This is a genomic window from Limnohabitans sp. Jir61 (assembly GCF_003063545.1).
Lineage (GTDB): Bacteria > Pseudomonadota > Gammaproteobacteria > Burkholderiales > Burkholderiaceae_C > Limnohabitans.
In genome coordinates this window covers 473,334-499,427 of sequence record NZ_NESD01000002.1, presented here as the reverse complement: position 1 = coordinate 499,427, position 26,094 = coordinate 473,334, and the positions used below count along the sequence as shown (strand labels likewise).

At 54.9% G+C, this 26,094-nt stretch carries 23 protein-coding genes and 1 other RNA gene; 18 read left to right on the top strand and 6 right to left on the bottom strand.

Annotated features, from left to right (window positions below):
- The first annotated feature begins 10 nt into the window (after window positions 1–10).
- From B9Z35_RS08725 to B9Z35_RS08695, 7 genes are all read left to right on the top strand, one after another.
- Window positions 11–745, top strand: coding sequence for an amino acid ABC transporter permease (locus B9Z35_RS08725; protein WP_108283295.1), 735 nt, complete (start codon window positions 11–13; stop codon window positions 743–745).
- Window positions 746–747: 2 nt separating this feature from the next.
- Complete coding sequence (locus B9Z35_RS08720; protein WP_199219796.1) at window positions 748–1,416, top strand: amino acid ABC transporter permease; 669 nt, start codon at window positions 748–750, stop codon at window positions 1,414–1,416.
- A 44-nt stretch (window positions 1,417–1,460) separates the two neighbouring features.
- Window positions 1,461–2,198: an amino acid ABC transporter ATP-binding protein gene (locus B9Z35_RS08715; RefSeq protein ID WP_108283293.1), complete on the top strand. Its 738-nt coding sequence runs from the start codon at window positions 1,461–1,463 to the stop codon at window positions 2,196–2,198.
- Window positions 2,199–2,638: 440 nt separating this feature from the next.
- Window positions 2,639–3,670 carry a dihydroorotase gene (gene pyrC, locus B9Z35_RS08710; RefSeq protein ID WP_108283526.1) on the top strand — a complete coding sequence of 344 codons (1,032 nt, stop codon included), beginning with the start codon at window positions 2,639–2,641 and terminating at the stop codon, window positions 3,668–3,670.
- Window positions 3,655–4,557 carry a DUF3025 domain-containing protein gene (locus B9Z35_RS08705; protein WP_233246521.1) on the top strand — a complete coding sequence of 301 codons (903 nt, stop codon included), beginning with the start codon at window positions 3,655–3,657 and terminating at the stop codon, window positions 4,555–4,557. The genes pyrC and B9Z35_RS08705 overlap by 16 nt, the downstream gene beginning before the upstream one ends.
- Window positions 4,558–4,686: 129 nt before the next feature.
- A complete protein-coding gene (gene htpX / locus B9Z35_RS08700; protein ID WP_108283292.1) occupies window positions 4,687–5,559 on the top strand; it encodes a protease HtpX in 873 nt (290 codons plus the stop codon).
- Between the two features lie 3 nt (window positions 5,560–5,562).
- Window positions 5,563–6,717 carry a hypothetical protein gene (locus B9Z35_RS08695; protein WP_108283291.1) on the top strand — a complete coding sequence of 385 codons (1,155 nt, stop codon included), beginning with the start codon at window positions 5,563–5,565 and terminating at the stop codon, window positions 6,715–6,717.
- A gap of 51 nt (window positions 6,718–6,768) precedes the next feature.
- On the opposite strand, the gene B9Z35_RS08690 is transcribed toward B9Z35_RS08695, so the two are convergent.
- The 3 genes from B9Z35_RS08690 to B9Z35_RS08680 form a co-directional block, all read right to left on the bottom strand.
- A complete protein-coding gene (locus B9Z35_RS08690) occupies window positions 6,769–7,215 on the bottom strand; it encodes an SRPBCC family protein (RefSeq protein ID WP_108283524.1) in 447 nt (148 codons plus the stop codon).
- A gap of 39 nt (window positions 7,216–7,254) precedes the next feature.
- Window positions 7,255–8,172, bottom strand: a complete 918-nt coding sequence (cysK, locus tag B9Z35_RS08685; protein ID WP_108283290.1) for a cysteine synthase A — start codon at window positions 8,170–8,172, stop codon at window positions 7,255–7,257.
- Between the two features lie 85 nt (window positions 8,173–8,257).
- A complete protein-coding gene (locus B9Z35_RS08680) occupies window positions 8,258–10,081 on the bottom strand; it encodes an NAD(P)/FAD-dependent oxidoreductase (RefSeq protein ID WP_108283289.1) in 1,824 nt (607 codons plus the stop codon).
- Window positions 10,082–10,151: 70 nt separating this feature from the next.
- Between B9Z35_RS08680 and rnpB the strand changes: the two genes are divergently transcribed.
- From rnpB to B9Z35_RS08665, 3 genes are all read left to right on the top strand, one after another.
- An RNA gene (rnpB, locus tag B9Z35_RS08675) (RNase P RNA component class A) lies at window positions 10,152–10,471 on the top strand.
- A 112-nt stretch (window positions 10,472–10,583) separates the two neighbouring features.
- On the top strand, window positions 10,584–13,727 hold the full coding sequence (locus B9Z35_RS08670) for a CHAT domain-containing protein (protein ID WP_108283288.1): 3,144 nt from the start codon (window positions 10,584–10,586) through the stop codon (window positions 13,725–13,727).
- Between the two features lie 55 nt (window positions 13,728–13,782).
- Complete coding sequence (locus tag B9Z35_RS08665) at window positions 13,783–14,541, top strand: fused MFS/spermidine synthase (RefSeq protein WP_108283287.1); 759 nt, start codon at window positions 13,783–13,785, stop codon at window positions 14,539–14,541.
- On the opposite strand, the gene B9Z35_RS08660 is transcribed toward B9Z35_RS08665, so the two are convergent.
- Both B9Z35_RS08660 and B9Z35_RS08650 read right to left on the bottom strand, forming a co-directional pair.
- Window positions 14,538–14,831 carry a hypothetical protein gene (locus tag B9Z35_RS08660; protein ID WP_146178980.1) on the bottom strand — a complete coding sequence of 98 codons (294 nt, stop codon included), beginning with the start codon at window positions 14,829–14,831 and terminating at the stop codon, window positions 14,538–14,540. The two genes, B9Z35_RS08665 and B9Z35_RS08660, sit on opposite strands and share 4 nt — an antisense overlap.
- Before the next feature lie 319 nt (window positions 14,832–15,150).
- Window positions 15,151–16,818: an MBL fold metallo-hydrolase gene (locus B9Z35_RS08650; protein WP_108283284.1), complete on the bottom strand. Its 1,668-nt coding sequence runs from the start codon at window positions 16,816–16,818 to the stop codon at window positions 15,151–15,153.
- 128 nt (window positions 16,819–16,946) lie between these two features.
- Here B9Z35_RS08650 and B9Z35_RS08645 point away from each other — a divergent pair, with 128 nt between their 5' ends.
- Window positions 16,947–17,927 (top strand): tripartite tricarboxylate transporter substrate binding protein, encoded by a 981-nt coding sequence (locus B9Z35_RS08645; protein WP_108283523.1) that lies wholly within the window; start codon window positions 16,947–16,949, stop codon window positions 17,925–17,927.
- Between the two features lie 71 nt (window positions 17,928–17,998).
- On the opposite strand, the gene B9Z35_RS08640 is transcribed toward B9Z35_RS08645, so the two are convergent.
- Window positions 17,999–18,634, bottom strand: a complete 636-nt coding sequence (locus B9Z35_RS08640) for a carboxymuconolactone decarboxylase family protein (protein ID WP_233246520.1) — start codon at window positions 18,632–18,634, stop codon at window positions 17,999–18,001.
- 58 nt (window positions 18,635–18,692) lie between these two features.
- On the opposite strand from B9Z35_RS08640, the gene dapF reads away from it, so the two are divergent.
- The 7 genes from dapF (at window position 18,693) to mraZ (ending at window position 26,090) form a co-directional block, all read left to right on the top strand.
- Window positions 18,693–19,550, top strand: a complete 858-nt coding sequence (gene dapF, locus B9Z35_RS08635; RefSeq protein ID WP_108283521.1) for a diaminopimelate epimerase — start codon at window positions 18,693–18,695, stop codon at window positions 19,548–19,550.
- A complete protein-coding gene (locus tag B9Z35_RS08630) occupies window positions 19,547–20,251 on the top strand; it encodes a DUF484 family protein (protein ID WP_108283283.1) in 705 nt (234 codons plus the stop codon). Before dapF ends, B9Z35_RS08630 begins: the two co-directional genes overlap by 4 nt.
- Window positions 20,252–20,270: 19 nt before the next feature.
- Complete coding sequence (locus tag B9Z35_RS08625) at window positions 20,271–21,197, top strand: tyrosine recombinase XerC (RefSeq protein WP_108283282.1); 927 nt, start codon at window positions 20,271–20,273, stop codon at window positions 21,195–21,197.
- Window positions 21,198–21,577: 380 nt separating this feature from the next.
- On the top strand, window positions 21,578–22,801 hold the full coding sequence (locus B9Z35_RS08620) for a class I SAM-dependent rRNA methyltransferase (protein ID WP_108283281.1): 1,224 nt from the start codon (window positions 21,578–21,580) through the stop codon (window positions 22,799–22,801).
- Window positions 22,802–22,832: 31 nt separating this feature from the next.
- The gene (locus B9Z35_RS08615; protein WP_108283280.1) at window positions 22,833–23,948 is read left to right on the top strand and encodes a GTP-binding protein; all 1,116 of its coding nucleotides are present in this window, start codon (window positions 22,833–22,835) and stop codon (window positions 23,946–23,948) included.
- A gap of 114 nt (window positions 23,949–24,062) precedes the next feature.
- A complete protein-coding gene (gene dksA, locus B9Z35_RS13160) occupies window positions 24,063–25,355 on the top strand; it encodes an RNA polymerase-binding protein DksA (RefSeq protein WP_370444118.1) in 1,293 nt (430 codons plus the stop codon).
- 306 nt (window positions 25,356–25,661) lie between these two features.
- Window positions 25,662–26,090 carry a division/cell wall cluster transcriptional repressor MraZ gene (mraZ, locus tag B9Z35_RS08605; protein ID WP_108283278.1) on the top strand — a complete coding sequence of 143 codons (429 nt, stop codon included), beginning with the start codon at window positions 25,662–25,664 and terminating at the stop codon, window positions 26,088–26,090.
- The last annotated feature ends 4 nt before the right edge of the window (window positions 26,091–26,094 follow it).

The following is a 26,094-nucleotide window of genomic DNA, read 5'->3' as shown; positions in this document are numbered from 1 at the left end:
ACGTATAGACATGACACTCGATTGGCAGGTTTTTCTTCAGGACGACGGTGGTGGACGAACCTACCTCGAGTGGATGTTTGAAGCCTGGGGCTGGACGCTTTCAGTAGCGGGCAGTGCTTGGGTAGTGGCGATGGTGTCAGGGTGCCTCATGGGCATTCTGCGTACCTTGCCCCAAGATACGCGTTTGAATGTTTGGTTAGCGAGATTCGCCAACGCGTGGGTGGAGCTGTTTCGCAACATCCCCGTGTTGGTCCAAATTTTTCTCTGGTACTTTGTGTTGCCTAAGGTCTTTCCGGCCATGCAACAAGTGCCGGGGTTTGTGTTGGTGGTGTTGGGCCTAGGCTTCTTTACCTCCTCACGCGTGGCCGAGATGCTGCGCGCCGGTATCCAAGCCATGCCGCGCGGCCAGCGTTATGCGGCCATGGCCATGGGTTTTACCACTTGGCAAACCTACCGCTATGTGTTGTTGCCTATTGCGTTTCGCACCATTTGGCCACCGCTCACCAGCGAGTCGATGAACTTGCTGAAAAACTCTTCGGTTGCCTTTGCGGTGTCGATTGCCGAACTCACCATGTACGCCATGCAAGTGCAAGAAGAAACCTCGCGTGGCATTGAGGTGTACTTGGCCGTGACGGCGTTGTACACCGTGTCAGCCTTTGCTGTGAACCGTGTGATGGCCTTCGTGGAACGCCGCATGCAAATCCCTGGCCTCGTGGTCGCGGGCAATGTGGGCGGGGGGCACTGAGCATGAGCGCACTTGATTTTTCTTTTGTCGAATGGGACATCTTCAACAAGTTTGTGTTGAAGGGCATGTTGTTCAGCGTGGAGCTGACCATCGTCGCTACCGTGGGCGGCATTGTGTTTGGCACCATCCTCGCGCTGATGCGCTTGTCGGGTAATAAGTTTCTAGAACTGCCAGCCGTCATCTATGTGAACGGCATGCGATCCATCCCCTTGGTGATGGTGATTCTGTGGTTCTTCTTGCTGATTCCGTTTTTGATTGGCCGCTCCATCGGCGCGGAGCTGTCGGCCACGATTACCTTTGTGGCGTTTGAAGCGGCGTACTTCAGCGAGATCATGCGGGCGGGCATTCAGTCCATTCCGCGTGGTCAAGTGATGGCCGGTCAAGCTTTGGGCATGACCTATAGCCAGAACATGCGCCTCATTGTGTTGCCACAAGCTTTTCGCAACATGATTCCTGTGTTGCTCACGCAAACCATCATCTTGTTCCAAGACACCTCGTTGGTCTATGCCATTGGTGCGTATGACTTGCTCAAGGGCTTCGTCACTGCAGGCAAGATTTATGGCCGCGTGGAAGAGGTGTACATCTTGGCTGCCTTGGTGTATTTCGTGATTTGTTTTGGCCTCTCGGCCCTCGTGCGTCGCTTACAAGCGCGCATTGCCATCATTCGTTAAGCGTCGCGAAGAATGCGCGTTCAAAATTCGAGCTGGAGTTCATCGTGATTGAATTAAAAAATGTTTCCAAGTGGTACGGCCCCGTTCAGGTGCTGAACAACTGTTCCACCAACATCCAAAAGGGTGAAGTGGTCGTGGTCTGTGGCCCATCAGGCTCAGGCAAATCCACCCTCATCAAAACCATCAATGCCTTGGAGCCTTTCCAGCAAGGCGAAATCATGGTCGACGGCATTGCTGTGCACGGCAAAGACACCAACCTGCCCAAACTGCGCAGCCGCGTGGGCATGGTGTTCCAGCACTTCGAGTTGTTTCCGCATCTGTCGGTGACCGAAAACTTGACCATTGCGCAGCAAAAGGTGTTGGGCCGCAGCGAAGACGAGGCGCATGCCCACGGATTGAAATACTTGGAGCGCGTGGGTCTGATGGCGCACAAAGACAAGTTCCCAGGCCAGCTCTCAGGCGGTCAACAACAACGCGTGGCGATTGCCCGTGCCTTGAGCATGGACCCCATCGTGATGTTGTTTGACGAACCCACCTCAGCACTCGACCCCGAGATGGTGGGCGAGGTGTTGGATGTGATGGTGGACTTGGCCAACGAAGGCATGACCATGATGTGCGTGACCCACGAAATGGGTTTCGCCCGCAAAGTGGGCAGCCGCGTGATCTTCATGGATGTGGGCGGCAAGATTTTGGAAGACTGCTCGAAGGATGAGTTTTTCAACCACCCCGAAAACCGTCAGCCACGTACCAAAGAGTTCTTGAACAAGATCTTGGCGCACTGACACCTAATTGGGGTCAGATTCCAATTAATTAGGCGTCTCTTGATGGGGCGCCTTTTTCTTTGTTGCTTTGTTATTTGCATTCGTGAAGGTTTCTCTTCGGAGAGGGTTGCGCAGCTTGGGTACGGCGGCTTCCTCATGCTGGGGTACCAGAAATCGTCAGCCGCCGCACCCAAGCCGCGCAACTGGTGTTGGTTGAAACATTTCAGGCGATTGTGTTTGCGTTGGCTGGAGGTGGCTTATTGCGTAGGACCGCAAAGGCAGTCATCGTCGAGGCAACTTGGGTAGCACCAACAGTTCTAATCCAACTTTTGTAGGTCGCAGTCTGTGGGTGGAGGCAGTGGGCAGGTGACGATTTCTGGTACCCCAGCATGAGGAACCTGCTCACTGCCTGCGCACACAGCGAGCTCAGAACCAAAGCCAACTTCGTCGACAATCAAGGCATGACGCAACAAATCACCATCACAAAACCCGACGACTGGCACCTGCACGTGCGCGATGGCGCTGCACTCAACACCGTGGTGCCCCACACCGCCGCCGAATTTGGCCGCGCCATCATCATGCCTAACCTCAAGCCCCCCGTCACCACGGCGGCGCAAGCGCTTGAGTACAAACAGCGCATCTTGGCCGCAGTGCCCCAAGGCATGAGCTTCGAGCCTTTGATGACGCTCTACCTCACCGACAACCTGCCCGCAGACGAAATAGCCCGCGCCAAAGATGCTGGTGTGGTCGCCGCCAAGCTTTACCCAGCTGGTGCCACTACCAACAGCGATGCCGGCGTGACCGACATGCGCAAGACCTACAAAACACTCGAAGCCATGCAAAAGGCGGGCATGTTGTTGTTGGTGCACGGTGAAGTCACTAGCAGCGACATCGATTTGTTTGACCGCGAAGCTGTGTTCATCGACACGCAGCTCATTCCGCTTCGTAAAGATTTCCCCGAACTCAAAATTGTGTTCGAGCACATCACTACCGCTGACGCCGCGCAATACGTAGCATCGAGCGACAAGTACACCGGCGCGACCATCACCGCGCACCACTTGCTGTACAACCGCAACGCCATCTTCACCGGCGGCATTCGCCCACATTTCTATTGCTTGCCTGTGTTGAAGCGCGAGACACACCGCTTGGCCTTGGTGCATGCGGCCACCAGTGGCTCACCCAAGTTCTTCTTGGGCACAGACAGCGCCCCACACCCGGCGCAACTCAAAGAGCACGCCACCGGCTGTGCCGGTTGCTACACCGCCCATGCAGCTATGCCTATGTACGCCGAAGCATTTGATAACGCAGGCGCGCTCGACAAACTTGAAGGCTTCGCCAGCTTCCACGGCGCAGACTTTTACGGCTTGCCACGCAACACCGGCACGCTCACCCTGCGTAAAGAAAGCTGGACGCCGCCCGAAAGCTTTGCGTTTGGCGAGGCAGACTTGAAGCCCCTGCGCTCTGGCGAGGCCTTGCCTTGGCGCGTGGTTTAAGTCCAAAAACAGAAGGCTTTGCAGGCGCTGTCTTAGCCGAGATTGATTGGTCCCAACCCTGGTTCGCACCGTGGCGCGAACTCGGTGAGCCCACGGCGCAACTTGCGCTTCAGCAGCGAAGCGTGGCCGAAGCACTTAACGCAATACATCACGCAGCCAAGCGCGAGGTCGGCGCTGGCTCGGGTGATATTGCGAGCGCAGCGAGCGTGAATACGCTCCGTGCTGGCCTGGCGCTTGGCGATGCCAATGAGGTGAAGTTCGTCCCCCAATCAGCTCTGCCCGAAGGCCAAGCCTACGAAGACTTCATCTTCAAAACCGCGCAAATCCCCACTCGAGACGGTTTGCACGACTTTTTCAACGGCCTGTGCTGGCAACGCTTTCCATTGGCCAAACGCCGCCTGAACCAACTGCAAGCCGCAGAAATTGAAGACCAAGGCGTTCGCGCCACACGTGGGCCCGTGCGCGATGCACTCACACTCTTTGATGAGAACGTGGTGCTCATGCACGCGCCCGACGAGGTGTGGGACGCACTGCAAGCGCGTGATTGGCTCAAGCTCTTTGTAGACTTGCGCGAGCAATGGCAACACGTGCACCTCGTGTTGTTTGGCCATGCCTTGGTGGAAAAACTTGTCACACCCTATAAGTCGATCACGGGCCATGTGTACCGTGTAGATAGTCAAGTGAACCCACACGACGAAGCTGCGCTTGACGCGTGGCTGGTGCAAGACCTGCAACCCGAGAAGCTCGCCACCAAACCTTACGAGCCGTTGCCTGTGCTGGGCATTCCGGGTTGGTGCGCCGCCAATGCAGAGCGGGCTTATTACGAAGACGTCAATGTGTTCCGCCCGAAGCGCGAGATGGTTAAACCTAAATCGCTTGCGACGTAAACCTTCTAAATCGAACCAAGGCTTTGCCTAACTTTTGTGTGGTTTTTAAATGCCATGCATTGAATTGCCAGCAATCGCCCCTACCATTCACAACAGCGGACCTTTGTACTACCCGCTGAAAAGGAAACCATGAAACGCATTCTTCTCTTCGTCCTCACCAACCTCGCCGTCATGGTGGTGCTGGGGGTCGTCGCCAGTTTGCTCGGCGTCAACCGCTTTCTCACCGCCAACGGTTTGAACCTGTCTGCCTTGCTGGGCTTCTCGCTCATCATGGGTTTTGGCGGCGCATTCATTTCACTCTTGATGAGCAAGCCCATGGCCAAGTGGAGCACGGGTGCTCACGTCATCAATCAACCCGCCAACCAAGACGAAGCGTGGTTGGTCAGCGTAGTTCAGCGCTTGTCTGAGCGCGCTGGCATCACCATGCCCGAAGTGGCCATTTACGAAGGCGAGCCCAACGCGTTTGCCACCGGTGCATTCAAAAACTCAGCATTGGTGGCTGTGTCCACTGGTTTGCTGCAAGGCATGACCAAAGAAGAGATCGAAGCCGTGTTGGGCCACGAAATTGCTCACGTTGCCAACGGTGACATGGTCACGCTCACGCTCATCCAAGGCGTGCTCAACACCTTTGTGGTGTTCTTGAGCCGCGTCATTGGCTACTTCGTCGACAACATGCTGCGCAGCAAAGACGACGAATCTACTGGCCCTGGCATGGGTTACTACATCACCAGCTTTGTGCTCGACATCTTGCTTGGCTTTGTGGCCAGCATGATCGTGGCGTGGTTCAGCCGCTACCGCGAGTTTGCTGCGGATGAAGGTTCTGCCAAACTCTTGGGCAACAAGCAACCCATGATCAATGCCTTGGCGCGTTTGAACAGCATGCAAGCGGGCGAGCTGCCCACCAGCGTGGCGGCCATGGGCATCACGGGTGGTTTGGGCAAGTTGTTTGCCTCGCACCCACCGTTGGAAGAACGCATTGCTGCGTTGCAAGCAGCGCGCTGATTTTTGAGTACGCCTAAATCTCCTTGGACGGTCGCCCCCGCGCAAGCGGTAGCGACCGTTGCCATTCAGCCTGCTGCTGAACTCACGCCTGCGCAAAAGCGTTTCAATACGTTGCTGGCGCGTGTGTCGGCGTTGTCTGATTCGATTGCCACGCTAGAGGCCTTGTCCACGCAGCACCGCAGCAGGCACTTGACGGCGATGAGCGCGTTGAAGAGCCAAGAAGACGCGGCACGTAAAAACCTGTTGCTGTATTTGGATGGGTGCTTGCACAGCGCAGAGCTCACGGCCACACACCGACGCAGCGCCACGCAAATCATCCTTGCGCTATGCGAAGCACTGGAGCACAAGAAAGATGGCCAAGTGCAAGCCGTCTTCAACCAACACCACAGCGAAGAAGACGCGCAAGCTTTGGCCGAAGAAGCGCGTGCCGGTGCAGAGCACGCCAAAGCGGTGTTTGAAGATTTGTTAGGCAAACCTTTGCATGACGCGGACGATTTGCACACGGCAGAGGCCGTGTTTGAAGCGGGCCTGCGCCAATACCGCGAGCAGCAGCAACGTCTCGAAGACAAACGCCAAGCCAAGAAGGCCAAGAAAAAACCAGCAGCCCGTCAGCTCAAAGACGCGCAGCAAAAGATGGATGCCAACACCGCGCTGCGCACGGTGTATCGCCAGCTTGCCAGTGCCTTGCACCCCGACCGCGAACCGGACGAGGCCGAGCGTCTGCGCAAGACCGCGCTGATGAGCGAAGTCAACGCTGCGTATGACCGCAAGAACTTATCCGAGTTGCTCAAGCTGCAATTGCAAATTGCACAGATCGACAGTGCAGCCCTGAGCCGCATTGCGGACGATAAGCTCAACGCCATGTGCCTGCTGCTCAAAGAGCAAGTAGAGGCGCTGGAAGAAGACGAAGCGCAAGCCCAGTTTGAAATTCGCCACTACCTCGGTGTGAATGAGCTAGACCACATCAGCGCCGAGAGCTTGGCCCGAGCGCTGGCCATTCAGCTGCGCGACAAAGAGCACGAAGTCGACACGCTAGAGCGCGACCTGCGTCGCATTCAAAACGAAGCAGAGCTCAAACGCTGGCTCAAAGAGCAAGCCCAGCTGGCCAAAGAGGCGCGTGCGGAGCTGACCGATTTGGATCGGTTGCTGTACCGATAAAAAGAAACAGCGCCGATGAAGGCGCTGTTAAGCTTTTTAACCGCTGAGTTATTAGCCCGGAATATCTGGCTCCACCAATTTGGCCAATTGCTCCAGCGATTCTTGCCATCCGAGGTAACACATCTCAAGGGGAATCATCTCAGGAATGCCTGTTTGGGTGACGTTCAACTCAGTGCCGCAGATCACCGGCGTGAGCGACACCGTCACCTCCAGCACACCGGATAAGTTGGGGTCTTCAAACTTGTCGGTGTAGCGGATGCGCTCGTGTGGCACGAGCTCAAGGTACTCACCACCAAACGAATGTCCATTGCCACTGCCGAAGTTGTGAAACGACATGCGGAATGTGCCACTTACTTTTGCATCGAGGTGATGCACGGTGCAAGTGAAACCATAAGGCGGCAGCCACTTCGCCAAAGCGCTGGCTTCTAGAAAAGCGCGATACACCTTTTCGGGCGATGTTTTCAAAACACGGTGAAGGTGAACACTTCGGCTCGACATGTCGATCTCCATGAAAGAGTTTTCAAATACTTGCAGCTCTTAAACCGGCAAGTAACCTTCCACCGACAAGTAACGCTCGCCCGTGTCGTAGTTAAAGCCTAGCACGGTCGCACCCGCTGGAATCTCTGGCAGCTTCTGTGCAATCGCAGCCAGTGTGGCGCCAGAAGAGATGCCCACCAACAAACCTTCTTCCGTCGCGCTGCGGCGGCCCATTTCGCGGGCGGCGTCAGCTTCAACTTGAATCACACCGTCGAGCAATGCTGTGTCTAAATTCTTAGGAATGAAGCCTGCGCCAATGCCCTGAATGGGGTGGGGTGCAGGCGCGCCGCCGGAGATGACGGGCGACGCTGTGGGCTCCACCGCATACACCTTGAGCTTGGGCCACTTAGCTTTGAGCACTTTGGCCGTGCCTGTTAAGTGGCCGCCTGTGCCTACGCCTGTGATCATCACGTCCACGCCATCAGGAAAGTCCGCGATGATTTCTTGCGCGGTGGTGCGTGTGTGCACGTCGATGTTGGCTGGGTTTTCAAACTGCTGAGGAATCCATGCGCCGGGTGTTTGTGCGGCCAGTTCTTCAGCGCGTGCAATCGCGCCCTTCATGCCTTTTTCGCGTGGTGTCAAATCAAACGATGCGCCGTAGGCCAGCATCAGGCGGCGGCGCTCGATGCTCATGCTGTCTGGCATGACCAAGATAAGTTTGTAGCCTTTCACAGCAGCCACCATCGCTAGGCCAACGCCTGTATTGCCCGAGGTCGGTTCGATGATCGTGCCGCCTGCTTTGAGTGCGCCCGACTTCTCTGCCGCTTCCACCATGGCCAAAGCAATGCGGTCTTTGATGGAGCCACCGGGGTTGGTGCGCTCGGATTTGATCCACACCTGGTGTGTGTTGCCAAACAAGCGGTTGATGCGGATGTGTGGCGTGTTGCCGATGGTGTCTAAAACGCTGTTGGCTTTCATGGGGTGCTCCTGATGTGTTTGATGCTTGGTCTGAAATATACGTGGCTTTGAAAGTGCCGTCTGTCGCGCAGTTTTTGCGGTGTTGTTAGCGGGGGTCAGCCATGAGCTGGCGTGCGACAGCCTCACCCACTTTGATGCCATCCACCCCTGCCGACAAAATGCCGCCCGCATAACCCGCACCTTCGCCTGCAGGGTACAGGCCAAAGAGTGTGGGGCTTTGCAAGCTGTCGTCTTCGCGGGCAATGCGCAGGGGCGATGAGGTGCGTGTTTCTACACCGGTCATCACCGCATCGTGCATGTCAAAGCCTTTGATTTTTTGGCCGAACACCGGCAGCGCTTCGCGCATGGCGGTGATAGCGTAGTGTGGCAATGCGCTGTTGAGGCTCACCATCTTCACGCCTGGTTTGTAGGAAGGTTCGACGCTGCCTAGCGCAGTGGATGCACGGTCAGCCACAAAGTCGCCCACCAGTTGTGCGGGCGCTTCGTAGGTGCTGCCGCCCAGTGTGTAGGCGTGGGCTTCGAGTTGGCGTTGCAACACGAGGCCAGCGAGTGGGTGGTAGCCACCGGGGGCATCGTGCGTGGTGTGGCGCACGCTGTTGCCTAGCTCTTGGCCCAGTTCGGTTTCAAAGGCGGCGGGGTCGGTGGGGTAATCGCTCGGGTCAATACCTACGACGATGCCTGCGTTGGCATTGCGCTCAGCACGTGAGTATTGGCTCATGCCGTTGGTCACCACGCGGCCTGCTTCGCTGGTGGCAGCCACCACTGTGCCGCCGGGGCACATGCAAAAGCTGTACACGGCGCGGCCGTTTTCGGCGTGGTGCACCAGCTTGTAGTCGGCGGCGCCCAAGAGCGGGTGGCCAGCGTGTTGGCCCCAACGTGCGCGGTCAATCACGCCTTGTGGGTGCTCAATGCGCACGCCTACCGAAAACGGTTTGGCTTCCATCGCCACCGCATGGCGGTGCAGCATGGTGAAGGTGTCGCGCGAGCTGTGGCCCAGTGCCATCACCACATGGCGGGCGGGCAGGGTGTAGGTCTCGTCGGTGGCGTGGTTGTGAATGCGCAGGGCTTGAATGGCTCGGGGGGATGACGCGTTGCTAGCGTTGTCTTCGTAGTCGATATCCACCACGCGTTGTTCAAAGCGCACTTCGCCGCCTAAGCGGATGATTTCTTCGCGCAAGCCTTCCACCACTTTCACCAGTTTGAACGTGCCGATGTGCGGATGCGCGGTGAACAAAATTTCTTCGGGCGCACCAAAGCGCACAAACTCATTCATCACCTTGCGGCCCAAGTGGCGCGGGTCTTTGATTTGGCTGTACAGCTTGCCGTCCGAAAACGTGCCTGCACCGCCTTCGCCAAACTGCACGTTGCTTTCGACATTCAAAATCTTTTTGCGCCACAAGCCCCAGGTGTCTTTGGTGCGTTGACGCACGGTGGTGCCGCGCTCAATCACTATGGGCTTGAAGCCCATTTGCGCCAACACCAGCGCCGCAAAAATACCGCAGGGTCCAAAGCCGACCACCACAGGCCGCTCGCCTGCATGTGTACCCCAGTCGCCCGGCGCATTTGCAGGCGCGTGCCACGACATGTCGGGCGTGGGTTGGATGTGTGAGTTCTTTTCGTACTTGGCCAGCAGCGTGGCTTCTTGCGTTGCATCGGCCAAGGTGATGTCGACGATGTAGACCACCAACAAGTTTTGCTTTCGCGCATCAAAGCTGCGCTTGAACACATTCAGCGTGGCGATGGCGTTTGTTGATATGCCCAAAGCTTCAGCAGTCAGTGCGCGCAACTCATCAATCGGGTGAGGTGGAAGCTGGCGGTCTGCCTCGGTTTCGGCCGGCGCATCGGCAGCGCGGCGTTCTTCTACAGGGAGGGCAGACAGCGGGAGTTTGAGTTCTGAGAGTCGAATCACAAGCGTGTGGCCCGTGGTGATCGGGCAAGTTATGTCGAGGGCCTTGATTATCCGTCGATAATCAAGCCGTGAAGCTCGCTAGGCCGTCGCTGGTGCAATCTGGGAAACCAGGCACTGGAGGAACGTCCGGACTGCGTAGGACAGCGTAAGAGGTAACACCTCTCCACCGTGAGGTGAGGATTAGAGCAACAGAGACGAGCCGATTTAGTTCGGGTGAAACGGGCAATCTCTACGCGCAGCAATACCAAGTAGGCCAGCGTTGATGTGGTTCCGCAGAGTTGGCGGGTAGGTAGCACCGAGCCGAGTGGGTAACCCTCGGCCCAGATTAATGACGGTCACGCCGTGGGCAACCACGGTGCACAGAATCCGGCGTATCGGCGAGCTTCACACTTTTCTATTAGACACATACCCTTTGACCTGACTTGCCCAGCAGAAGTGACAATGTCATACGCAACGGATATTTCAGAATCCGACGCGAGCTTGTTTTTGAAAGGTCATCTCCATGTGGCATCAACGCCTTCAAATCACAACACGATGGTTGACTGTTGTGGCTTTTATTAGTTTTTTTGGAAATGGCCTAGCAGCTCAAAACTCTGAAGCGGATGTATCTGTCCCTAGAGGAATTCAAGACATCGTCGCGCTGATCAAACAAACCGCAGCGGATACCCAATTACGTGACTCAGATATCAAGCGTCTGTCGGAAAAAGTCGCTGCTGACGCCTCGTCTCAAGATAAATACATTTTTTATTACTTGCAGGCGCAAGCGGCAGAACGACTAGGTCGAATCGATTTACGCATTGGTTTTCTCAAGAATGCACTGACGTTTGCGAAAGAAAGAACGGCCCAAGAATTCATCACAGCACAAGAGTTGGGCGCTGCCGAGTTAGAGGTTGGCAATGCCAAAGTTGGAATCGAGCGGTTCATGGGTTTGCTCGCTAGGGTGCCTAACAACATGAGCGGTATGTTGATGGGGCAAAACTCAACGATTGCACGATCATTTGCGCAAATAGGTGATTTCCAATCGAGTGAAAATTATTTGCGTAACGCAGATTCCACCTTGGTGATGCTAAGGAGGAGTAACAACTACGGCACTTATGGGTTCAATTGGAATCGAAACTATTTCCAAGCTGTCGGTGAGCTTGCTTATCAAAAAGGACGTTTGCTAGATGCAGAGATTGCTTATCGCAAAGCAATTGAATACTTAGAGTCAGGCATGGTTGCGCATGAAAAGCGATTTTTGGCAGGCGGCATGGGGTTGGGGGTTCCGGGGACAGGGAGCGATACAGATACGGGCAACCCTAATTCATTTAAGGCTGCCAATGAAGGCTTGTACCTCAAGTTGAGTGATATTTTGTTGAAGTCACGCAAGGTGAATGAGTCTGAATACTTCGCCAGAGAGGGATTGAAAAAGTCTTTGGCTCGAACAGGCAAGGCATCGCTTGCCACGTCTAACGCACTTCGGCAACTTGCAGTGGTGATGTTGAATCGCGAAAGAAATAAAGATGCCATTTACCTGCTGAATCAAAGCTTGCAAGGTTTAATAGATGCAGGCGTGACCGCTGAATCTATTCAGTTGGCTGTGACTAAAAAAACCATGGCATCCGCTTTGATTGCAAATGATCGATTTGTAGAAGCTTTGAAAATTTACTCTGAATTAGAGGCGACAGTTCAGACTTATCCTGAAACAGGCCGATTTGTAGAAGTCAATAGCCCTGATCGGGTGCTGGCGCTGATTCGTACGGGTGCTTTGCAAGAAGCTGAAGATTTTGCGAAACAACTGCTTGTGTTGGCGGAGGCTCGATCTGGCAAATCGTCGCGTGATGCAACGCAGGCCAAATTGTTGCTTTCCGTTGCTTTGGCAGAGCAAAGAAAAGACGAGGCAGCACACGCCTCATTTGCCGTAGCCATCAATGAATTGATTGATCAAGAGCGAGAAGTTTCTGAAGAGGCAGATGGGATCTCCTCCAAGGAGAAAAAATTCCTTGCTGGCTATGTCGAGTCGTATCTTGGCGTTTTGTCACGTGCTTATGGAAAAACACAAAACTCAAAATTGATCAGCGAGGCTTTTGTGTTGGGAGATTTGGCGCGAAGCAGTAATGTCCAGCGTGCGTTGAGTGCGAGCACCGCTCGAGCCAACATCACCAATGAGCGTTTATTAAAACTGGTTCGTGAAGAACAAGATTTGAATCAACAAATCAGTTTCTTAACGCGTTTTAGTAAAGAGCTTGCAATGCAGCCTGCAAATCAGCAGTTGCCACAAATTCAAGCGAAGATGAAGTTAGACATCGAGCAACTTCGAAAAGACGCAAAGCAGGCCTCGCATTTAATTGCACTGGATTTCCCTGAGTATGCTGAATTGGTTAGTCCCAGACCCATTGCGTTGGAGAAGATTCAAAAGTTAATCAAATCAAATGAAACGCTGATCACATGGTTTATTGGCAAGCAAACCAGTTATGTTTGGGCGGTTAATCAGCAAGGTGAGCCGCTGTTTAAGTCTATTGAGATGGGGCAGGCAGATGTCCGCAAGTCAGTGACACAGTTGCGTAAGTCGCTAGATCCTGGAGTTGATCGCATTGATGCAATCCCACAGTTTGATTTCCAGCTCTCGAATCGTTTGTATGACACTTTGTTTAAACCAGTTCAAGAGGCGTTTGTTGGGAAAAACACGCTTGTTGTCGTGCCTCATGATGAAATTGGTCAGTTGCCATTGGGTGTTCTGACAACTTCACCTTTTCAGTTGAAAGGTAAACCTGAAAAAGTATTTGCCAATTACAAAGAGGCACCTTGGTTGATTCGTCAGTTTGCCATCGTCAGCTCACCTTCTGCGACATCTTTGAGTGCTTTACGCTCATTACCAGAGCCTAAGAAGGGAAGGCTAGATTTCATTGGTTTTGGGGACCCACTTTTCAGTGTGGCCCAAGCTAACTTGGATGAAAAATTACCTGTGAGTACAGAGAGGGCATCAAGAGGTGTGCCATTTCGTTTGAGAAGCTCACCCAACACATCTTCAGTGAGTTCGGCGCAAGTGAGTTTGTTACCTAGGTTGCCAGACACCAGTGAAGAAATTTTAGAAATTTCCAAGCTTTTTCAAGTTGTGCCTGAGCGAGATATCTATTTGCAAAAACGTGCGAGTATTGATGAAGTCTTGAAAGTTGATTTGTCTAATCGCAAAGTCGTCATGTTCTCCACGCATGGTTTGATTCCTGGAGAACTTGACGGCCTGACACAACCTGCGTTGGCTTTGACAAATCCAGAAGTTAAAAATCAAAAAGGTGATGGCCTGCTGAAAGTAGACACCATTTTGACGCTCAAGCTTGATGCGGATTGGGTGGTGTTGTCTGCTTGTAACACGGCTGCAGGTGAAGGCGATGGCTCTGAGGCTTTGTCGGGACTAGGTCGCGCATTTTTCTACGCAGGAGCACGCGCCATATTGGTATCTAGTTGGCCTGTTGACAGTGAAGCGGCGCGTCAGTTGATGACTGATTTATTTAGACGCTACACGCAAGAAAAAGGCGTGAGCAAATCGCAGGCACTTCAATTGGCCAGTTTACGTATGCTGGATCAAGGCGCGCCTGACGATGAAAAATCAGGCTATACCTATTCACATCCTTTGTTTTGGGCGCCGTTTACCATGGTGGGTAATTAATCAACAGAGTTGTTCAGTTCGCGAGGCGACATGAATTTCAAATACAAGGTGGTTCATGTCGTCACAATGCGCTAAAGATAGTTTTGAGCAGCCCATCGTGCTTGAAACCGCATTAGCTAAATCGATGGTGTTTTCAGATATTGATATCCAAAGTCGCATGAGCGTGGCGCGGCCCGACGAGCTGCAGTTTGAATACACGCGCCTGATGATGGGTGTGTTGCTGTTTCAGCCGCAACCTAAACGTATCTTGATGGTGGGCCTGGGTGGCGGCTCGCTGGCTAAGTTTTGTTACAAGCATTTGCCAGAGACGCACATCACGGTGGTGGAAATCAATCCGCATGTCATTGCATTGCGCCAAAGCTTCTTAATCCCCGATGACGATGCGAGCTTTCAAGTGGTGCAAATGGATGCTGCACATTTCGTGGCGCAGACTGAGCAAAAATTTGATGTGGTGTTTGTCGATGGCTTTGACCAACACGGCATGCCCGAGCAGTTGTGTTCGCCTCAGTTTTATTCAGACTGTCGCCGCGTGTTGAATATGGGTGGCGTGGCTGTGGCCAACTTGCACCGCTTCAGCGCTTACCGCGATGTGTATGTGGACCGAATCGAAGCGGCGTTTGACGGTGCGTTGTGGATTGTCAATGCACCGGGCACGACCAACTGCGTGGTGTTTGCCATGCAGGAGTTCTCTAAAGAAACCAAGCTCAGCTATAGCAAACACAAGCCTGCTCATATGAGCGAGGAAGCTTGGGTGCAAATATCCTCTAGCGTGGCGCGAACGTTTTTAGCGACGCAAGAAAGTTTTAAGGCTTAATGCGCCGCCCATTCGATGATTTGATGCTCGCGTGTGACATGCGTTGTGGTGAAACCTATTTGTGAAAAGTAGGTCACCATGGCTTGTCTGAATTCTTCAGGGCCAACCGTGCGCAGCTTGAACTCACCGTTGAAGACATGCGCGTCCTGCTTGTGTTCCACGGCTACCAATTGCCGTGATGTCAGTTGTGCCAAGCTGCACAGCCAATGAAAAGTGCGTGCTGGTATGCGTGCGCCAGTGGCGACAGCGACGATCACATCTTCACCTTGCCATTGCAGTTGGTCGGTCATCACGATCACGCCTGATATGTCTGGGCGCATTTGGTGTGGCAACAGCGAGCCTTCTTGTCGCCATGCGCAATGAAAACTTTGGCAAGGGTCTTGGGGCCGATCTTGGTAAATGCCGCAACCTTCGCTTGTGCAGTGCGTGCAGGGTGCGCCAAGATGAGCCCTTGCAACTGGGTGATTGATGTCAAGCCAACCTTCGCAACAAGCAGTGCAAGGTTGGCAGTTTCTGGTGTTAATTGTTGACATTTGCCAACGGTAATTGGCGCATCGTTTGGTGTGGGTGACGTCTATGTCATCCGAATGGTGAATGACTCAAATGTCATCAGCCATTGAGGTTGCGTATGCGCTCCACATGCGCCAGTAGCGAGCGCATGGCCACAGGCCACAACCGCGGTGCCACATCGTCATAAGCTAGCTTCACCCAATCGTCCATGCTGCCCTCAGGGTGCTGCTGCATGACCTTCAAAATTTTGGCTTCGCGTTTGAGGCGATGCGCTTTGAGGTGGCTGATGCAGGCACGCGCATCGTACGGCTCGCCCCACAAGTTACCCAGCACATAGCCGTGGGCGGGCAAGATGAAGTCGATGCGGTCTTGTTCACACGCAGCCAGCAGTTTGTCGAGCGAGTTCAGGTAATCGTGCATGTTGCCATCGGGTGGGTCGATGACGGTGGTGCTGCCGTTGAGCACATGGTCGCCGCTGAACAACAAACCATCCTCTTCGAGTACCAAGCACAGGTGGTTGGCTGCATGGCCTGGTGTGTGAACAACGCGCAAGGTGTGCGTCACCTCATGGCCTTGCAACACCAAGCGCTCGCCGTCTTGCAACTCGCGGTCGGGTGTGAACGCGCTGTGCGCCCGCGCAGATGGAAGTGAGGCAAGGCCAAGAATAGGCGGCGTGTGTCCGTGTTGTGTGCACATGGCTTGCAGTGGTGCTGCACCCGGTGAATGGTCGGGGTGCGAATGCGTACACACGATGTGGCGAATGTTGCCGCCTGCGGCACGCCACAAACGGTCGAGGTGTTCAAGGTCGGCCGGGCCGGGGTCGATGGCGGTGTAGCCGGTGTCGGGGTCGCCCACCAAGTAGCTGTTGGTGCCGGGTCCGGTCATCACGCCGGGGTTAGGGGCGGTGAGGCGCTGCACATTTTTCAGCAACAACACAGGCTGGTCGCTCACCCAATCGAGGTGGTGCAGCATTTGCCCATCGGGGCAGGTGAGGGCGAGTTCGCCAAACGGTGCTTCGTGCTCCATGTAGCGGGCTTCTTTGCCGCCTAGCCAGCCAGCACGAGGGCAGCTGGTGAACCATGGTTGTTCGCTGGCGCAGTCGGCCAACACGCTGTCTACGGTCGCGTAGTTTTGCATGCGCTCTAGCGTTTTGATGGTGGGGTAGATGATGAAGAAGTTGCCTTGCATGTGACGGCTTAAAGCATCTGCAGGGCGCACCCACTCGGGGGCAAATTGTTCTTTCTCATCAGCCACGGGCGTTTGTGCGTCGGGCATGCGGGCCACGAGGAAGGGCACGTCGAAGCGGCGGGGCAGTTCGCGGTCGGTGATCCAGTGGGCCAGCACAAACACTTCATCTGCAGCGAGAGTGAGTCCGCGTGCAGCGCATTGCTGCGCAAAGTCGCCGCCCGATGCTTTGCGGTCGAGTGCGGCAATGTCTGAGGCGTTGGCCATTTGACCGTTGGCATGACGTGCCAGCAAGATGCCCAATTCTTCAAAGCTTTCGCGAATGGCGGCAATGGCTTGGGTCAGGTGCAAGTCACTCTGCGTGTCCCGACGTTTGGCGTGTGGGTGAGCTTGCGCGTCAGCGGCGTCAATGCCGCCGCCGGGAAACACATACGCGCCCGGTGCAAAGCTGGCCGTCATTGAACGGCGTGTCATGAGCACTTCTAGGCCTTGCGGGCCATCACGCAGCAGCAGCACGGTGGCGGCGGGTAAGACGCGTGCGGGTTCTTTGTGGGGATGAAGGAGTTGGGAAGAGCGTGCCATGCGCACATTATGGAGAGGCCCAACAAACGTGGCTTTGTACGTGTTTACCCTTGCGTAAAATCCGCATGAATTTAGCCGCTGCTTGCGTCAACAATTTGCCTAAGACAAATTATTCAGGAGTGATCTGCATGCACCGACGCATATTTAAAAACGTTTTGGGCCTAGCCTTGACCCTAGGCGCGCTGTGCGTGCCGCAACTTGCCACTGCACAAGCTTGGCCAACCAAGCAACCCATCAGGTTGGTGGCTGTCTTCCCGCCGGGGGGGTCTGTTGATCAAGTGGCGCGCATCATTGCGCAGCCGTTGTCTCAGCAGTTGGGTCAGAGTGTGATTGTCGAAAACCGTGGCGGCGCATCTGGCGTCATTGGCACGGCGGCTGTTGTGCAAGCGCCCGCAGATGGCTACACCTTTGCTGTAGTTTTTGATACGCACGGCGTGAATCCTGCGCTCAACCCCAATATGCCTTTTGACACTAAAAAAGATTTAGTACCTTTGGTGCTGGTGGGTACATCACCCATGGTGCTGGCCACCAACGTCAACTCGGAATACAAAACATTCAAAGATGTGGTGGATGCAGCGAAAGCGAACAAGAACGTGAGCTTTGGCACGATTGGTAATGGCAGTTTGGGTCACTTGGCGATGTCTTTGTTAGGTAAAGACGCTCGCGTCGAGTGGACGCATGTGCCTTACAAAGGTGGTGGCCCCTTGATGAGCGATGCTGTTGCAGGTCATGTGCCTTTGTCGATCGGCTCTGTGTTCGTGACCAAGCCACACATTGACAATGGCCGCATGCGTCCTTTGGCTGTGACGACCAGCAAGCGCGCAGCAGATTTGCCGAATGTTCCAACAGTGGCTGAAAACGGCTACCCCGGCTTTGAAGCGCCTGCATGGTGGGCTGTGTTGGCTTCTGCAAAGACGCCTCCAGACATCGTTAAACGCATGAATGAAGAGCTCAACAAAGTGTTGAAAAATCCTGAGGTTGCCAAGAAATTAGATGCACAAGGCATTGATGTGATGGGCGGAAGCTCAGCGCAGGCCAGTACGTTCATCGACAAGCAAATGACTATTTGGGCCAAAGTTGTGAAAGACAACAATATCAAAGCAGACTGATTTTTCAAATTGGATTTGTCAGCAAAAAAGCCACCGTTTAGGTGGCTTTTTTATTTAACAAATCATTTTTTTTAGCGTGGTGTTTCGCCTTCAGGTGAAACATGCAAGGCGACTAAGAAGCGTGCCACCATGTTGTAAGTGGCAATTGCAGCCGTCAGCTCCACCAGTTCAGTATTGGTGAATCGGGCTTTCAATGCCGCAAACAAACCATCTTCAACAGTTACCTTTCGTGTCATCTGTGCTGCGTATTGCACGACCAAGCGCTCGATGTCGCCCAGTGCGGCGTCCACTACAGGTTGGCAGGCATCGCCTTGCACGATTCGGTTCAACGCGTCAAGCTCGGCTTGTGTACCACCTGCGGTGAGGAAGTCTGGCGCATGATGGTGGTATTCATACTGAGCACCTGTTAGCAATGCCACTGTGCAAATGCCCAACTCGCACAATCTCCGGCTTGTGGGCAAGCCCGTGCGGATGTTTTTCAAATACACGTTCCAGCCGCGTGCGACGGGCTCGCTCCACAACAATGCAAGATCAAGGTTGATGAACTCGCCGCCGCGGCGCGCCAAGATGGCGTCAACCAAGTCTTGGGGTTGATGTTTTTGTTCTGGGGTCCAAGCAGGAATGCGCATGTGAATAACAGGTGAGTGAATAGTGGGGCATGAGCATAAGGCCAAGTTCACCAAAGCTTTGACCACTGTGCGACACATGGATGAGGCTCTCAGCCATTCGCGTGACGGCTTTTGCTGTGTGCCCGATAATCAGCGCATGCGAATTCGCTTTACCAAAATGCAGGGCGCGGGCAACGACTTCGTGGTCTTGGATGAGACCACGCAGCGTTTGCACCTCACGCCCGCCCACTACCGTTTTCTGGCCGACCGTCACTTTGGCGTGGGCGCAGACCAAATCCTCACCGTGCGCCCAGCGCCTCAGCCTGACGTGGACTTTGAATACGTCATCCACAACGCCGATGGCGGCGAGGTTGAGCAATGTGGCAACGGCTCACGTTGCTTTGTGCGCTTTGTGCGTGAGCAAGGGCTGACCGATAAAACCACCGTGCGCGTCAAAGTGCATGGCGGCGTCATCACGTTGCAAGAAATGCCAGATGGCCAAGTGACGGTGGACATGGGTGCACCCGTGTTTGACTTGCCTCATGTCCCGTTTGCGCCCAAATACGCCCAAGCACTCAACGACACCCAGTGGCAATTGCAACTGGGCAATGGAGATTCGCCCAAAGTGGGTGTGGTGTCAATGGGCAACCCACACGCCGTGCAAGTGGTGGACGATGTGGACACTGCCCCCGTGTTGGAGCAAGGCCCCCTCATTGAAAACCACGCGGCTTTTCCTAAGCGCGTGAACGCAGGCTTCATGCAAGTGGTCAATCGCGGCGCTGTGCGTTTGCGCGTGTTCGAGCGCGGCGCGGGCGAAACATTGGCCTGCGGCACGGGCGCTTGCGCGGCTGTGGTCACCGGGATTCGCTGGGGTTTGCTGGATCCACGCGTGACCGTGCAAACCCACGGCGGCACACTCACCATCGAATGGCAGGGCGGCGATGCGCCCGTGCACATGACTGGCCCAGCCACCACCGTCTTTCAAGGCGAAATCAACATTCCGGATACCCTATGACCAACGCTGCCATGAACCCCATCACCGAAGACGACATTGCCAATTTTTTGGTGAACACGCCTGATTTTTTTGAGCGTCACGCCGAGCTGTTGTCAGCCGTTAAATTGACCAGCCCACACAACCATCGCGCGATTAGCTTGCAAGAGCGTCAAGCCGAAATGATGCGCGAGAAGATTCGTGCCCTCGAGCTGCGCATGATGGACATGATGCGCCACGGCACAGAAAACGAGGTGCTGATTGAACGCATGCAGCGCTGGGTCAAAACCCTGTTGATGACCAGCAACGCACGTGATTTGCCACACACCATTGCGGACCATATTCAACACGACTTCATGGTTCCGCAAGTGGCCATCAAGGTGTGGGGCGTGCGCGAGGATTTCAAAATTGAACCCTTCGCGCAAAGCGTGATCGACCCCATCAAAGACTTTGCTGCGTCGCTGACCACGCCCTATGTGGGCATCAACAACAACTTCGATGCTGTGCAGTGGCTAGCCGACCCCGCCGCCGCTCAGTCGGTGGCCTTCATCGCCTTGCGCGCCACGCGCCCCGACGACACACCACAAACTGCCGCTGAGCAGCCGGTGATTGGTTTGTTGGTCTTGGCCTCGCCCGACCCACAGCGCTATTACGAAGGCATGGGTACTACCATCATCGAACGCATGGGTGACTTGGCCAGCGCAGCACTCTCACACCTGCGCTAAAAACAAACATTCAAAGCACATGGACCTGGTCGCCCGCTACCTCGACCACGTTCGCTTTGAAAAGCGTTTGGCTGAGCGCACCGTCACGCTTTACAGCCTAGACCTAGAAAAACTCACCGACTACGCCGCACAAGCCAACGTGGCACTCGAAGCGGTGCAAAGCACACACATTCGCCGCTGGGTTTCGCACATGCACAGCGGTGGCCGCAGCGGGCGCGGCATTGCGCTCATCCTCTCGGGCTGGCGCGGGTTTTATGTGTGGCTGGGTCGTCAAGGCTTGGTCACGAGCAACCCCGTGCAAGACGTGCGCGCACCCAAAGCCCCCAAGCCCTTGCCCAAAGCTCTGAGCGTGGACGATGCCGTGCAACTGGCCGAGTACCACGCCGCACCTGACGCCGCTGACCCGTGGCTAGAGTGCCGCGACGCCGCGCTGGTGGAGCTGCTGTACGGCTGCGGCCTGCGTGTGGGTGAGCTGGTGGGCTTAGACGTGCAAGCGGGCGCACAAGCCAAAGGCTGGATTGACTTTGACGGTGGCGAAGCCCACGTGCTGGGTAAAGGCAGCAAACGCCGCAGCGTGCCCGTGGGCGGCAAAGCGCTAGAAGCCATGCAAGCATGGGTCGCAGTGCGCGACCAAGGCCTCACACCCGCCACCTCCGAGCAAACCGCGATGTTCATTGGCCGCAACGGCACACGCCTCACGGCGCAAGCTGTGTGGCAGCGCCTGCGTCAGCGCAGCCTGAAAGCGGGCTTGTCCACACCAGTGCACCCGCACATGCTGCGTCACTCATTTGCCAGCCATGTGCTGCAGTCGAGCCAAGATTTGCGCGGGGTGCAAGAGCTGTTGGGCCACGCCAACATCACCACCACGCAGGTGTACACGCGCTTGGACTTTCAGCATTTGGCACAGGCTTATGACTCTGCGCATCCTCGGGCTCGGAAGAAGTAACTTTTGTTCGTTGCTAAGTGCGGCCCAAGTCAGGGGTGGGGCAGGCGCATCGGCTCATGCGTCGCTGCGCGCCAAAATCGCCTCAACGCCTACCCCACCCCTGACTTGGGCCTTGTTGGCTTGCCAACATTGGCCTGCGTGATTTTTGTCACATGCCACAAAGAGTGGTTTGCGAATGCTGGGTTAACAAGCACTCGTAGCCATGGCGTGTACCGGAGCCCGATGCGGCGATTTTGGCGCGCAGCGACGCATGAGCCGCAGCGGGCTCCGGTACGCGACGTGGCGAAGCGCAAGAAACAGCAACAAACACCAAAACCACCAGCGAAATAAACCGCAAAGTACAAGTCAAACCACCAACGACTCAAACGACAATTGAGTCAATGAAAACAATCAAGCTAAGAGAAGGCAAAGAGCGTTCTGCGCTGCGCCGCCACCCGTGGATTTTTGACGGTGCCATTGCCAAAGGCAGCGGCGATGCCGGCGAAACCGTGCGCGTGGAGTCGTACGACGGTCAGTTTTTGGGCTGGGCATCGTGCAGCCCTGAATCAAAAATTCGTGCGCGCATTTGGAGTTTTGACGAAGGTCAGCGCATTGATGCGTCGTTTTTTAAAGCCTCCATTGCTCGCGCTATCGCGGCGCGTACCCGGTTTGACATTCAAAGCAATGGCGTGCGATTGATTCATGGCGAGTCCGACGGGTTGCCCGGCCTCATCGTGGACCGCTATGACGACATCTTGGTGGCATCGTTTTTGTCGTGCGGTACGGAGCGCTGGAAAAGCGTGATTGCCGACGAGTTGCTGACGCAAACAGGCCTGACCAAACTCTACGAACGCTCAGACTCGAACGTGCGCAAGCTTGAAGGCTTGCCCGAGGTCACTGGCTGGCTTCGCGGCGAGGGTGCTACGGGTGTGGTGCTGCGTGAGCACGATTGGCAGTTGTCGCTCGACGTGGCCGAAGGGCACAAGACAGGTTTTTATTTGGACCAGCGCGACAGCCGCAAAAAATTTGCTGATTACACCAAGCGCTTGCAGTTTCAGCGCGTACTGAACTGCTATTGCTATACCGGCGGCTTCACCGTTGCCGCTTTGGCTGGCGGTGCTGCGCATGTGACGTCGATTGACTCTTCCGGCCCCGCGATCGAGCTGGCCAAGGCCAACGTGGCGCTGAACGGCTTTGACGCATCTCGCACCACGATGATGGATGCCGATGTGAATGCCTCGTTGCGTCAGTTCATTCAAGAAGGCCAAACTTTTGATGCCATCGTGCTGGACCCGCCGAAGTTTGCGCCGTCTGCCGCGCACGCTGACCGCGCGGCGCGTGCCTACAAAGACATTAACCGCTTGGCGTTCAAGTTGTTAGAGCCGGGTGGCGTGCTGTTTACCTACAGCTGCTCGGGCGGCATCAGCGCGGATTTGTTCCACAAGATTATTGCCTCTGCTGGCATTGATGCGCCGTGTGATGGCTATATCAGCGAGCGCATGCAAGGCGCGCCCGACCATCCGATGACGCTGACCTTCCCTGAAGGTGAATACCTCAAGGGGCTGGTGGTGGTGAAAGCGGCGGAGCTGGTTGAAAAACCTAAGTCGGCCACAATATCGGGTTGATTGAAACGTTTAGAAATAAGGCTTCTCTTTTATGTTGATCCCCGCCACCATCCTGACCGGCTTTTTAGGTTCAGGCAAAACCACTTTGCTCAAGCGCGTGCTGACCGAGGCCCACGGCCAAAAGATTGCCATCATCGAAAATGAGTTTGGCGAAGAAAATATCGACAACGAGATCTTGGTGTCTGACACCAACGAGCAAATCATTCAGATGAACAACGGCTGCGTGTGCTGCTCGATCCGCGAAGACTTGCGCACCACACTGCAACTGCTGGCCGCCAAAAAACGCAAAGGCTTGCTCGACTTTGACCGCGTGGTGATTGAAACCACGGGCTTGGCCGACCCCGGCCCTGTGGCGCAGACCTTCTTCATGGACGATGAGATTGCAGAGAGCTTTTTGCTCGACTCCATCTTGACCTTGGTCGATGCCAAGCACGCCGCTCAGCAGCTCAATGACCGCCAAGAGGCGCGTCGCCAAGTGGGCTTTGCCGACCAGATCTTCATCAGCAAGGTCGACCTCGTAACGCCCGCCGAGTTGGACGCGTTGCAACACCGCTTGAAGCACATGAACCCACGCGCCCCACAAAAAGTGGCGCATTTCGGTGAAGTGTCCTTGAGCGAAGTGTTTGACCTGCGCGGCTTCAACCTCAACGCCAAGCTCGACATCGACCCTGACTTCTTATCAGACGACGACCATCACCACCATGATGGCGAGCACTGCGACCACCCCTCGCACAAGCATGGTCATTCACATGACCACGCCCACCATGACCACGAACACGGTGAACACTGCGACCATCCTTCACACGCGCATGAGCATGATCACGGGCCAGGTCACCATCACCACCACGATGACGATGTGAAGAGCTTTGTGTACAAGTCCAAGCGCCAGTTTGACCCCGCCAAGCTGGAAGACTTCCTTGGCGCCATCGTCAACATCTACGGCCCAAAGATGCTGCGCTACAAAGGCGTGCTGAATATGAAGGGCACAGAAAAGAAAGTGATCTTCCAAGGCGTGCATCAGTTGATGGGCAGTGATTTGGGCCCCGATTGGGCCGAAGGCGAAGAGCGCATCAGCAAGATGGTGTTCATCGGTATTGACCTGCCAAAAGACATCTTGATTCAAGGTCTTGATCAGTCCTTAGTTTGATGAAATATGGCAGTTTTTGCAAATTTAATGAAACCTTGGGGTTTGTGGCTACAATCCCGCGCGCCAGACCCTGCCAGCACACCCGTGCTGTCGGAGGCCGCTAGGAGACCCACAGTGAACGCTAAATCCAAGAAAACCGCTTCCAAAAAGCCTGTTCCCGCTAAAAAAGCGGCCAAAACAGTTGCATCGCCTAAAGCGGTTGCGAAGAAGATCGTGAAAAAACCTGTGGTGGCCAAGGCCCCCGCTAAGTCTGCCAAGCCAGCGGCTAAGGCTGCGGTGAAGTCCACCGCGAAGCCTGTGGCCAAGAAGGCTGCACCAGCCAAGGCGGCTGCTAAGAAGGTGGTTGCTAAAAAGGCGCCGGTCAAAAAGCCCGTCGTCTCCAAAGCAGTTGCTAAAGCAGCGCCTAAAAAAGTGGTCGCTAAGAAAGCGGCAGCGCCTGCTAAAAAAGCAGTGACCAAGAAAGTGCCTACCAAGGTCGTCAAGGCTCCTGCGAAAGCTGTCAAAACCCCAGTCAAGACGGTGAATACGCCGGTCAAGGCTAAAGCCCCTGTAAAAGCACCGACTAAGCCCGTTGCAAAGAAGGCCGCTGCGAAGCCTGTGGCCAAAGTGGCAGCCAAGACAGCGTCAAAGGCCCCTGTTAAAGCCGCGCCAAAAGCAGCCGCTAAGCCCACCGTGAAGGCTACACCTGCTAAGAAAGCGCCTGTGGTCAAAGCGGCAAAGCCTGCCAAAGAACCCAAAGTCAAAGTGGTGGCCGCACCTGCACCCATCGTGCACGTCACGCCCATCATTCCTGGCTACACCCCTGTGGTGCACAAGAAAAACTCCAGAGCTGCCAAGATGGCGGCTTTGGTTCCACCCCCGCCAGCTCAAGTGGTTGCGTCCAACGCAGCCAAGAACAGCTTTATGCCTATGACGGCACCCTCTGCTCCAACCATTGTTCCTGTGATACCTAAAAAAGACGCCAAGCTTGCCAATAACTGGAAGACCAAAACGGTTGACCAACTGACCGATGCAGAAATCATCGCAATGCCCGACACCGAGTACATGAATGACATGCAAATGGCATTCTTCCGACTCAAGCTCGTTCAGCTGAAAAACGAAGTACTGAGCAACGCCAGCGAAACAACCGAGCATTTGCGTGAAGACACCGTGGTGGTGCCTGATCCAGCCGATCGCGCAACTATTGAAGAAGAACACGCTTTGGAGTTGCGCACACGTGACCGTGAACGCAAGTTGCTCAAGAAGATTGAGCAGTCCATCCACCGCATCGACAGTGGTGACTATGGTTACTGTGACGAAACTGGCGAAGCCATCGGCGTGGGCCGTTTGTTGGCTCGTCCAACCGCTAGTTTGTCCCTCGAAGCCCAAGAACGTCGCGAAATTAAGCAGCGCATGTTCGGAGATTGATAGCCAAAACGCCAAAAATCATCAAAAAGCAGGCTCACAAGCCTGCTTTTTTTATGCCTGTTTTTCTTCATAAGCCACTTTTAGTGCCTTTTCTAAGTGCTTCATTTATAACGATTTTTAGGCTGTGACGTAGATGTTAAAATCGCTGTAAGTTGTTGATTTCATTGAAAAAATTCCTAATTTGGGTGTTCTGAACTGGTTTTCCTGCTACAGTGCAAATAAGTGCAATTAAGTGGTGAAAAGTGCCTTTTGGCTTTTTCGCTCCGCTTGGTTGTTTGATTTGTATGTGGAAAAAGGGTAGTCAACGTGTTTCAGGGCGCTTCATCGCTGAGTCTCGACGCCAAAGGTCGTCTGTCGGTGCCAACTCGGCATCGCGACGTCTTGAGCGCGACTGCGGCTGGGCAGCTCACGATCACGCGTCACCCCCACGGCTGTTTGATGGTTTTTCCACGCACCGAGTGGGAGAAGTTCCGCGAACGCATTGCTGCGCTGCCAATGAGCGCGCAATGGTGGAAACGTATCTTCTTGGGTAATGCGATGGATGTGGAGATGGATGGCACAGGTCGTGTCCTCATCTCGCCTGAGCTGCGCACGGCAGCGGGCATCAGCAAAGACACCATGCTGCTTGGCATGGGCAATCATTTTGAACTTTGGGACAAAGCGACTTACGAGGCGCAAGAGGCCCAAGCCATGCAGGGCGACATGCCTGATGTGTTCAAGGAATTCTCTTTTTAAAGGA

What these genes read in the sequence shown, in the direction of transcription:
- htpX (WP_108283292.1), top strand. Translation starts at nt 4,687, where the DNA reads ATGAAACGCATTCTTCTCTTCGTCCTCACCAACCTCGCCGTCATGGTG.
- B9Z35_RS08725 (WP_108283295.1), top strand. Translation starts at nt 11, where the DNA reads ATGACACTCGATTGGCAGGTTTTTCTTCAGGACGACGGTGGTGGACGA.
- B9Z35_RS08660 (WP_146178980.1), bottom strand. Translation starts at nt 14,831, where the DNA reads ATGACCGACCAACTGCAATGGCAAGGTGAAGATGTGATCGTCGCTGTC.
- B9Z35_RS08640 (WP_233246520.1), bottom strand. Translation starts at nt 18,634, where the DNA reads ATGTGTCGCACAGTGGTCAAAGCTTTGGTGAACTTGGCCTTATGCTCA.
- cysK (WP_108283290.1), bottom strand. Translation starts at nt 8,172, where the DNA reads ATGAAAGCCAACAGCGTTTTAGACACCATCGGCAACACGCCACACATC.
- B9Z35_RS08690 (WP_108283524.1), bottom strand. Translation starts at nt 7,215, where the DNA reads ATGTCGAGCCGAAGTGTTCACCTTCACCGTGTTTTGAAAACATCGCCC.
- dapF (WP_108283521.1), top strand. Translation starts at nt 18,693, where the DNA reads ATGCGAATTCGCTTTACCAAAATGCAGGGCGCGGGCAACGACTTCGTG.
- B9Z35_RS08665 (WP_108283287.1), top strand. Translation starts at nt 13,783, where the DNA reads ATGTCGTCACAATGCGCTAAAGATAGTTTTGAGCAGCCCATCGTGCTT.
- B9Z35_RS08645 (WP_108283523.1), top strand. Translation starts at nt 16,947, where the DNA reads ATGCACCGACGCATATTTAAAAACGTTTTGGGCCTAGCCTTGACCCTA.
- B9Z35_RS08630 (WP_108283283.1), top strand. Translation starts at nt 19,547, where the DNA reads ATGACCAACGCTGCCATGAACCCCATCACCGAAGACGACATTGCCAAT.
- B9Z35_RS08670 (WP_108283288.1), top strand. Translation starts at nt 10,584, where the DNA reads ATGTGGCATCAACGCCTTCAAATCACAACACGATGGTTGACTGTTGTG.
- pyrC (WP_108283526.1), top strand. Translation starts at nt 2,639, where the DNA reads ATGACGCAACAAATCACCATCACAAAACCCGACGACTGGCACCTGCAC.
- B9Z35_RS08620 (WP_108283281.1), top strand. Translation starts at nt 21,578, where the DNA reads ATGAAAACAATCAAGCTAAGAGAAGGCAAAGAGCGTTCTGCGCTGCGC.
- B9Z35_RS08720 (WP_199219796.1), top strand. Translation starts at nt 748, where the DNA reads ATGAGCGCACTTGATTTTTCTTTTGTCGAATGGGACATCTTCAACAAG.
- B9Z35_RS08625 (WP_108283282.1), top strand. Translation starts at nt 20,271, where the DNA reads ATGGACCTGGTCGCCCGCTACCTCGACCACGTTCGCTTTGAAAAGCGT.
- B9Z35_RS08650 (WP_108283284.1), bottom strand. Translation starts at nt 16,818, where the DNA reads ATGGCACGCTCTTCCCAACTCCTTCATCCCCACAAAGAACCCGCACGC.
- B9Z35_RS08615 (WP_108283280.1), top strand. Translation starts at nt 22,833, where the DNA reads ATGTTGATCCCCGCCACCATCCTGACCGGCTTTTTAGGTTCAGGCAAA.